Origin of the sequence: Streptomyces sp. NPDC005774 (assembly GCF_042871645.1) — a bacterium.
In the GTDB taxonomy this organism is placed as follows: domain Bacteria; phylum Actinomycetota; class Actinomycetes; order Streptomycetales; family Streptomycetaceae; genus Streptomyces; species Streptomyces pratens.
On record NZ_JBIAIV010000106.1, the window covers coordinates 1 to 7,190 of the forward strand.

General features: G+C 68.0%; 4 protein-coding genes and 1 pseudogene. 2 read left to right on the top strand and 3 right to left on the bottom strand.

Annotated features, from left to right (window positions below):
• Nucleotides 1–101: 101 nt before the first annotated feature.
• The gene (locus ACFYQA_RS38880; protein WP_388928488.1) at nucleotides 102–485 is read left to right on the top strand and encodes a hypothetical protein; all 384 of its coding nucleotides are present in this window, start codon (nucleotides 102–104) and stop codon (nucleotides 483–485) included.
• Nucleotides 486–598: 113 nt separating this feature from the next.
• The gene (locus tag ACFYQA_RS38885; protein ID WP_285573732.1) at nucleotides 599–784 is read left to right on the top strand and encodes a hypothetical protein; all 186 of its coding nucleotides are present in this window, start codon (nucleotides 599–601) and stop codon (nucleotides 782–784) included.
• 203 nt (nucleotides 785–987) lie between these two features.
• Here ACFYQA_RS38885 and ACFYQA_RS38890 read toward each other — a convergent pair whose 3' ends face one another.
• The 3 genes and pseudogenes from ACFYQA_RS38890 to ACFYQA_RS38900 all read right to left on the bottom strand — a co-directional run.
• Entirely contained in the window at nucleotides 988–4,923 is a 3,936-nt protein-coding gene (locus ACFYQA_RS38890; protein ID WP_388928490.1) for a HEAT repeat domain-containing protein, read from the bottom strand.
• 928 nt (nucleotides 4,924–5,851) lie between these two features.
• Nucleotides 5,852–6,199, bottom strand: coding sequence for a hypothetical protein (locus ACFYQA_RS38895; protein ID WP_388928492.1), 348 nt, complete (start codon nucleotides 6,197–6,199; stop codon nucleotides 5,852–5,854).
• Between the two features lie 181 nt (nucleotides 6,200–6,380).
• Nucleotides 6,381–7,190: pseudogene (locus ACFYQA_RS38900) on the bottom strand (hypothetical protein); the annotation flags it as partial.

The window sequence follows — 7,190 nt, forward strand, 5'->3', positions numbered from 1 at the left end:
ACCAGCCCCGCCGCTGTCTCGGCTACCTCACCCCACAGGAAGCCTTCCAGCGAGCCCTGACCGAAGGTGTTGCTTCAACGAATTGACACCGCCGGGACCACTTGAACGACGTGCCCGCCCTCCTGCCGGAGATCTGGCTGCACTGGGACCCCAAGACCCTCCGCGAACGCGGCGCACACGCCATGCAGAACCTGCGGATGGACTTCCTCATGCTGCTCCCGGGAAACCGGCGTGTGGTGCTGGAGGTCGACGGCATGCAGTACTTCACCCGGAGCGGCGGAACCGAGCCCGACAGCGCGAAATACGCTGCAACCATGGCCGGTGACCGCGACCTGAAGTTCGGCGGATACGAGGTGTTCCGGTTCGGCCACGACGAAATCCGCGACCGTGACCGCGCTCAGCCCCTGCTCGCCAGCTTCTTCGCCACGCTCCTTGACCGCCCACCTGCCGGTCCGTCTCGAGTGCCGCTGTCAGCCCAAGGCTGATCTGGGCTCCACTGTTTTCCCTTCCCTCAAGCATTCCAGTGCTGTCGGTCTGCCGCCGAGTGCAGCTAAGGGGTGAAGGCGGGAGAGGTTCCCGCCGGGATGGAGGTACCGCTGTGATCGTTCGACTCCTGGGTGGCCTGCTCGCCGGTCTTGTGCTGGAGACCACCGGCGCCCCGTGGGCCGGAGGCTGGCTCACCGTCGGTGAGGCCGACTGGGGCCTGTACGTTCCCGTGCACCACGACCAGGCGACCGGGATGGTCCTGGCGGAGGCCCGGGTGACCATCCCGCGCCGCCGGTAGCCGGCCCTCGGACATCTGCTGCAACACCGAGCCGCGTTGCCCCCCTGACCTGCGGTGTCAGCACCAGATACCCGCCCGGGACCGCTGTTGCACCACCGTGCTGCAGCGTCCTGACGCATGAGACCCGAGGCCATAGCGGCCCCGGGTCTCATGCGTCAGGCTCAACGCCGTGACCTTGAGGCCAGGCTGTGCGCAGGGGCAGGTCAGCGGTAGGCGTCGGGAGTGTCGTCACGGAGCCCAGCGAGGAACGCCAGGAGTGATGCGGTTACGGCGTGCGTCGGCTCCTCTTCTGCCACCCGTTCGACGGTCCGGAGGGTCGCCGCGTCCCGCGGCCAGACCAGGGCGAGCAGCCTCAGAGCGTGGAGGTGCAGTGCGCCGTCCACGCAGCGCTCTACGACGGATCGCGTCTCGGCGTCTTCCTGCCATTGCTGCGCAAGTACTTCAAGAGCGGTCAGGGCAACCCACGGTTCCGCGTCGTTCACGGCTTGGAGAGCGGCTGCCCGGACCTCTTCGTGCCCTGGCCAGTAGTCGCCCGCCATGCGGAGGGCAATGGCCCGGACTTCGCTTTCCGGGTCGCCGACCGCTGCGAGCACAGCCTGCTGCGCCTCGGGACACTCTGGCCACTGCTCGGCCAGTGCCTCGACCGCCGTGCGCCGTACGGTAATGTCGCTGTCGTCGACGGCGGCGAGCACGACGTGTCGCACCTCGCTGTCCTGAGGCCACTGCTGGGCGATGCTTTCTAGCGCGAACCACCGGACGTCGGGATCGCTGTCTCGAACGCCTGCCATGAGTGCGGCCCGCAGCTCGAGGTCCCCAGACCACTCCCAGCCGGCGAATTCGAGCGCTACTGCGCGGATGGTGGGCGAGACTTCTCCCGCGGCGGCGATCACCGTCCGTCGTACCTCGTCGTCTTTCGGCCAGGATGCCGTCATGGTTTCTAGCGCGTTCCAACGGTGTTTAGGGTCTGCGTGATGGGCGAGTTCGAAGATCAACTGTCGAACTTCAGGATCCTTTGGCCACTGTGCCCCGAGCTGCGCCACAGCTGCACCTACCTCGGTCACGGACCGTGTGGCCTCCCGAGCCACCGCGAACAGGATCTGTCGAACCTCACGGTCCGCTGGCCAATACTGACTTGCAATTCTGAACAGCTGCTCGTCGTAGCCTGCCGTGCGGACGGCAGTGAATACAGCCGAACGTGCTTCGGCGTCCTGTGACCACTGGCTGCCAAGAAAAGCCCCCGCGGCCTTTCGCACGGCTAGGTCGCGGTCGTCCATGGCTGCCACTGCCAGACGTCGAAACTCCGCGTCGGCGGGCCACCCCTTACCGAGCGCTTCCCAAGTGCCGGAGCGAACGGACGACCTTGCATCCTGGGCTGCGCGGAGCAGCCGGATCTGCGCCTCTGGGTCCGCCACCCAGTAGAGCGCGAGTGCGCGCAGCGCCCTCAGGTCGGTGTTCGTGTTCGTGCCGTCCGCAGCTTCCAGAACCGTTTGCCTGGACTCCGGCTCCGACGGCCAGTGCTCGGCCAGAAGGAGCAGGGCCGCGCCCTGGCTGTCCGAGTTCGTGTCAACACCGCGAGCGACGTCGAGTATGAGCGTCCGTGCGTTGTCGTCGTTCGCGTATCGCTGCGCCACCGCCCGCAACGCCTCGGACTGCATTGCCGGACTCACGCCGGTGCCTTGCGCAATGGCGAAGATCGTCGCTTTGACCCGGGGCTCATCGGACCATCGCTCGTTGAGAGCGCGTACGGCAGCCACTCCGGCCTCGTTCCATGTCACTCGGGCGATCGCCAAGGCCTCCGCAGCGTCACGGGACATTGCCAGCCCAATCCGGGCAGCGTTGTGGCCTGCGGGCGCGAGCCCTGCTGTAGCAAGGTGGGGCCACAACCAGCGGCGGAAGCGCTCGCGGCCGCTCCACGAACCCGGGAAGTCTCGCAGGACCGCCCTCGCGCGCGGGAAGTCGATGCCGGGAAACATGGCGAGTTCCGCTATGACTGCGTCGATCACCGCGTCGCTCTGCAGGGCGAGTGACGCTTCGGCCTGCTCGGGCGAGATGCTCGGGCCGGCGGGCGGGCGACCGATGCGGTGCGCCTCGGCGAGGGCTTGAAGCGCGAAGTCGAGGAACGTGGTGTCGCCGTGGGCGAGGAAGAGCGGGGGGCCGCCGCTGTGCCGGTGCAGCTTGAGGAGCCGTGCGATGAATCGTGCGTGCAGGGTCTCGGCGTCCCGGCTGATCATGCCGAGGAACAGCAGGACGACTTCGCGCCAGCTGGGGTTGACCACGCGCTCCATCAGCTGGTCCAGCAGCGTCTCCTCGCTCCACTGCCGGTAGCGGTGGGCGAGGTCACGGGCCGCCAGGTACTCCAGGAACGTCCGGTGCACGAAGCCGTAGGCGCCGGCGCCGAACGGGTGGATGAGGAAGGCACGTTCATGCAGTCGCTCGATCATCGCCCGTGCGACCGTACGGCCAACGGGCACCGAGTAGCCCAGCTCGCAGACGAAGTCCCGGATCGCCTGCTCCAGATCGTTGACCGAGATCAGCGGACTGTCGCCGCCGCCTGACGGATTGCCGGAGTCGGCCCCCTCCTGGATGTGGGAGGCAATTCGCTCCAGTAGTTCTTGGAGAATCCGGCTGTCGAGTTCCTCGATGGCGTGCGCGACATCTGGGTGCGCATGGCGTGGGAGGTGGAGGTGCTTGGCGTCCCTGTCCCAGCGGCTGGCCAGTACCACCACAGCGTGCTCGTAGACGTCCTTGCGGTCGCGGGGGATGGAGGCGCCGAGTCCGATGGCGGTCAGGATCGCCAGCAGCAGCGGGTTGCCTGCGAGTTCGGCCACGGAGGGGAAGTCGCGCACGGCATCGGTCAGCCGGCGGGCGAGCCGGGCGGCCTCGCCGGGGCTGTCGGGGTGGGCGGCGGCGTACCACCGGTCGATGAACGACTCGACCTGTGCTCGCGAAAGGTTCTCCAGTTTGGCGATTCCAAAGTCCGCGCGAGCGAACTCCCCCGCGGCGAAGCCGACGATGCGCGAGGTGACGACGACGCGGGTGTCCGGGTGGCTCTGTGCGAAGGCGGCGACCTGCCGGGCGATGTCGGCGCGCCTGGCAGGGTCGAAGACTTCATCCAGGCCGTCGAAGACCATCACCACCGGACGCTGCCGGTCGGCCAAGAGATCTTCTAGAACCTCACGGGGCAGGCCCATGCGCTCGGCGGCGTTGTGCTCCGCCCAGTACTCCTCAACCGTTGCCCCGATCCAGCGCGGGTCGGCGAGCCACCGCAGCTCCACCACGACCGGAACGGCGTCCTTGAGCGCGTCCAAACCGTCGGGGACCGTGTCCAGACCACCAGCCAAAGCCAGCGCCAGGTACTTCGCCAGCATCGTCTTCCCCGCGCCGGGGTCGCCGAGCACCACCAAGCGGCGACCGTCCTGGGAGCCGAGGACGTCGAGTACGGGTTGCGCATGCCGCACACGGGTGTGCTGAGGCCGTCCGGCGCCGGGCGACAGCGAGGCCACCTCGGTAGCGTCTCGCTCATCCAGCTCCCCGTGGCCCATCAGGTCCCGTACCAGCCGCTGCGAGAGGGGCTGACGCGGCCAGTCCCACGCCAGTAGCGGCTCCTCGAACACCGTGCCCAGGCCGATCTGCTGCTGCTGCTCGCCCGCCCTGCCCGCCTCGCCGAGCACGTCCATGTTCAGCCGACCATGTGTCTGCACAAGCCGCTGGAGATACTCACCGATCGCGGCATCCGTACGCGCGCTGAGGCCGCCCCGGCCCTCCCGGGAGCGCCGGCCCTCGCTCGCTTCGACGGTGGCTTCCTCGTAGCGACGGCGCCAGGATCGGCCGCCTGCCTGAGACACCAGCCACTCCCGCCTCACCCGGCCGTCCGACTCCAAGGTCCGCTGTCCCGTCCAGGACAGCCACACAGCAACAACCGCCAAGAGAACGTCCGCGTGCTTCGGCAGCCGAAAATCCTCAGCCGATGCCGCCGCCCACTCGCTGGCACGCTGGCCGTGGAACCGCTCCGTGCCCGGAAGTCCCGTGCGGCGCACCTGCAGTTGCAGAGTGGCCTGGGTCCGTTCTGGATCCTTCCGAGCAGCCGCCTCCTGCAAGTCCAGCAGCGCCCTGCGCAGTTCTTCGCGAGCGAACCCCATGAATCGACGCCCCTTGGTCCCCTTCGCGCCCTCTACCCGTCTCCCCGGCGGCACCGGGACCGCCCGAGGCGGGCACCCCGGGAAGCCGCTCTCAGAAGGCACTGAACAGGCAGGATAGCTGCCGCGTTGCCCGGGGCGCCCGTGTATCAGGACGCCGGATGCAGCCGAGGGCGAGAGTGGCATCAAGTCCGCCGCCAGACCTACCGACGCACCTTCAGGAGACCACTGTGCCCCGTACTCGTAAGTCGACCATCACCCGCATACCGAAGGATGGGGATGGCAGCCCCAGTTGGGGGCGCCGCCAGTCCCCATCCTCGCCCTTGCACGTGCACCCGCCGGTGACACGCTCCTGGCGCGAGACCTGGCGTGAGAGTGGGCACCGCATCGCGCTCAGCCTCGCTGGCTCCGCAGGCGCCATCGTCGTCGTGGTCCTCGAATGCTGGCTGCGGAGCTACTGAATCCGGCGCGCACCGTACCCCAGTAGGTGATGACCTACAAGGCTCCCGTGATGCCCGCGGCCCGATGAGACGGGCCGTGACGAGAGAGGGAGGGCGACCACAGTGTCCACTGGGCGGCGCGGCACGCTGGGCCGCCCGCGTCGGCACCTTGGCCTGTGGCACCGGGAAGTCTCCTCCATCAGGGGGTCGGCGGAAGACCACGAGATCTTCGCGGTGCGGGCACAGGCTTGATCGCTGCTCCGCTCGCAGGCCCCGGCCTGCGGCAGGAGATCCTCTGCCGCAGGCCGGCGCGGACAGGCGCAATGCCACTGCGTGCCGCCGTGCTCGTCTGACCGAAGTCCCGTTGTCAGCGGCCCGGGTACCGTGATGCCCGGTCGGACCCATCTCTGCGGGCCGCAGAGCCTCCGGGCATAACAGTCTGCCCTGCGGGGCAGATCCGGCGATGGTGGTAAGCACATTGCCCAGGTCGGTCAGCCGGGCAGTGGCGCCCGCCATGGGGCGCTGGGGGTGCCGTCGGGATCAAGGCCATACGGGCACAGATCCTGCCACGCGGTGTCCTCGGCCCAGTTGAGGCAGTGGACAAGGTCAACGCCCGCTGTCTCCGCAGCTTCCCGGTACACGGCCAGAGCGCCCGCCGTGTCGTGGACCTGCTGCCGCAGACGTGCCACGGCCATGAGGTGTTCGTCGTCGCCGTACTCCGCCATTCTTCGGTGCCAGTGCTCCGCTCCGGCGATGTCTCCCGCTGCCTCCAGATCCCAGGCAAGCATTCGAGCGGCCTTGATGTGACCGGTCTCTGCTGCTCTGGAAGCCAGGTCCATAGCGGCAGCATGCTCTTCGGACTCGGACTTCCGGATAGCCAGCCTGTACAGCGCCTCTGGATGACCGGTAGCGGCTGCTGCCTCGCAGAGACGTTTCCCGACCTCGTCGTTTCCGGTCCTAGACCACAGGGAGAACAGGTCAGGGACCTGCCGATCAATAACTCCTAGATCTTGGTGAGGATTACGGGGGTGTGAGGTCGTGCCCGGCGATCTCGGCGAGCTGTTGTGCCGTGGTCACGGTGAGGGCGCCGACCGGGACCGTGTACCCGAGCGCGGTGAGTACGGGTGTGGCCTCCCGGAGGGTCGCGCCGATCCGGCTCTTGGCCAGGCCGGTTGCCTCGGCGAGTGGCGTCTGGGCCATGGACCAGCGCTTCGTGAGGAGGAAGACGACAAGCTGGTCGGCGACGGAGAGACGTCTGCTGCCGGCGCCGGGGCCGCCGTCGGGACGTTTGCCGGGCAGGAAGATCGGCGGGTGCTCGGCACACCAAGCTTGGTAACAGGCGGCGAGATCGTCGAAGGCGGCGGGTTCGAGTCCGGTGAGGCTGGGGTGCCGCAGCCACATGGGGAGCTTGTCGCCGGTGGGAAAGCGTCCGAACTCGACGCTTGGTGGGGCCAATTCAGGAGCGAGTGGTTCGGGGCGCAGGGTGTAGTTCCACGTGCCGTGCCACTCGTGCGGCGTCAGGGGCAGGCGTTCCATGACGGTGTCGGGGACGGTGACGCCGGTGGGGTAGGCGCCGGGGTCGAGCTCGGCGTGGACGGACAGTCCGCTGCGTGTCGTGGTCGCTCCGATGGTGCTGACGACGACTTCGTGGCTGGTCAGGGGCCTGCCACGCCAGTTGATGCTGATCTGTGAGAACAGCCGGTGCTCTATCTTGTTCCACTTCGAGGTGCCCGGCCAATGCCGTTGTTTGACTACTGAACTATCGTCGCCTGCAGTGTGATGGTTCTGGCGGGTACGTGGCGTGGTGGGGCTTTCGGTTTGTCTTTCGGT

Bases quoted from the DNA above. Each gene is read 5' to 3' on its own strand.
- ACFYQA_RS38890 (WP_388928490.1), bottom strand. From the start codon at position 4,923: ATGGGGTTCGCTCGCGAAGAACTGCGCAGGGCGCTGCTGGACTTGCAG.
- ACFYQA_RS38895 (WP_388928492.1), bottom strand. From the start codon at position 6,199: ATGGACCTGGCTTCCAGAGCAGCAGAGACCGGTCACATCAAGGCCGCT.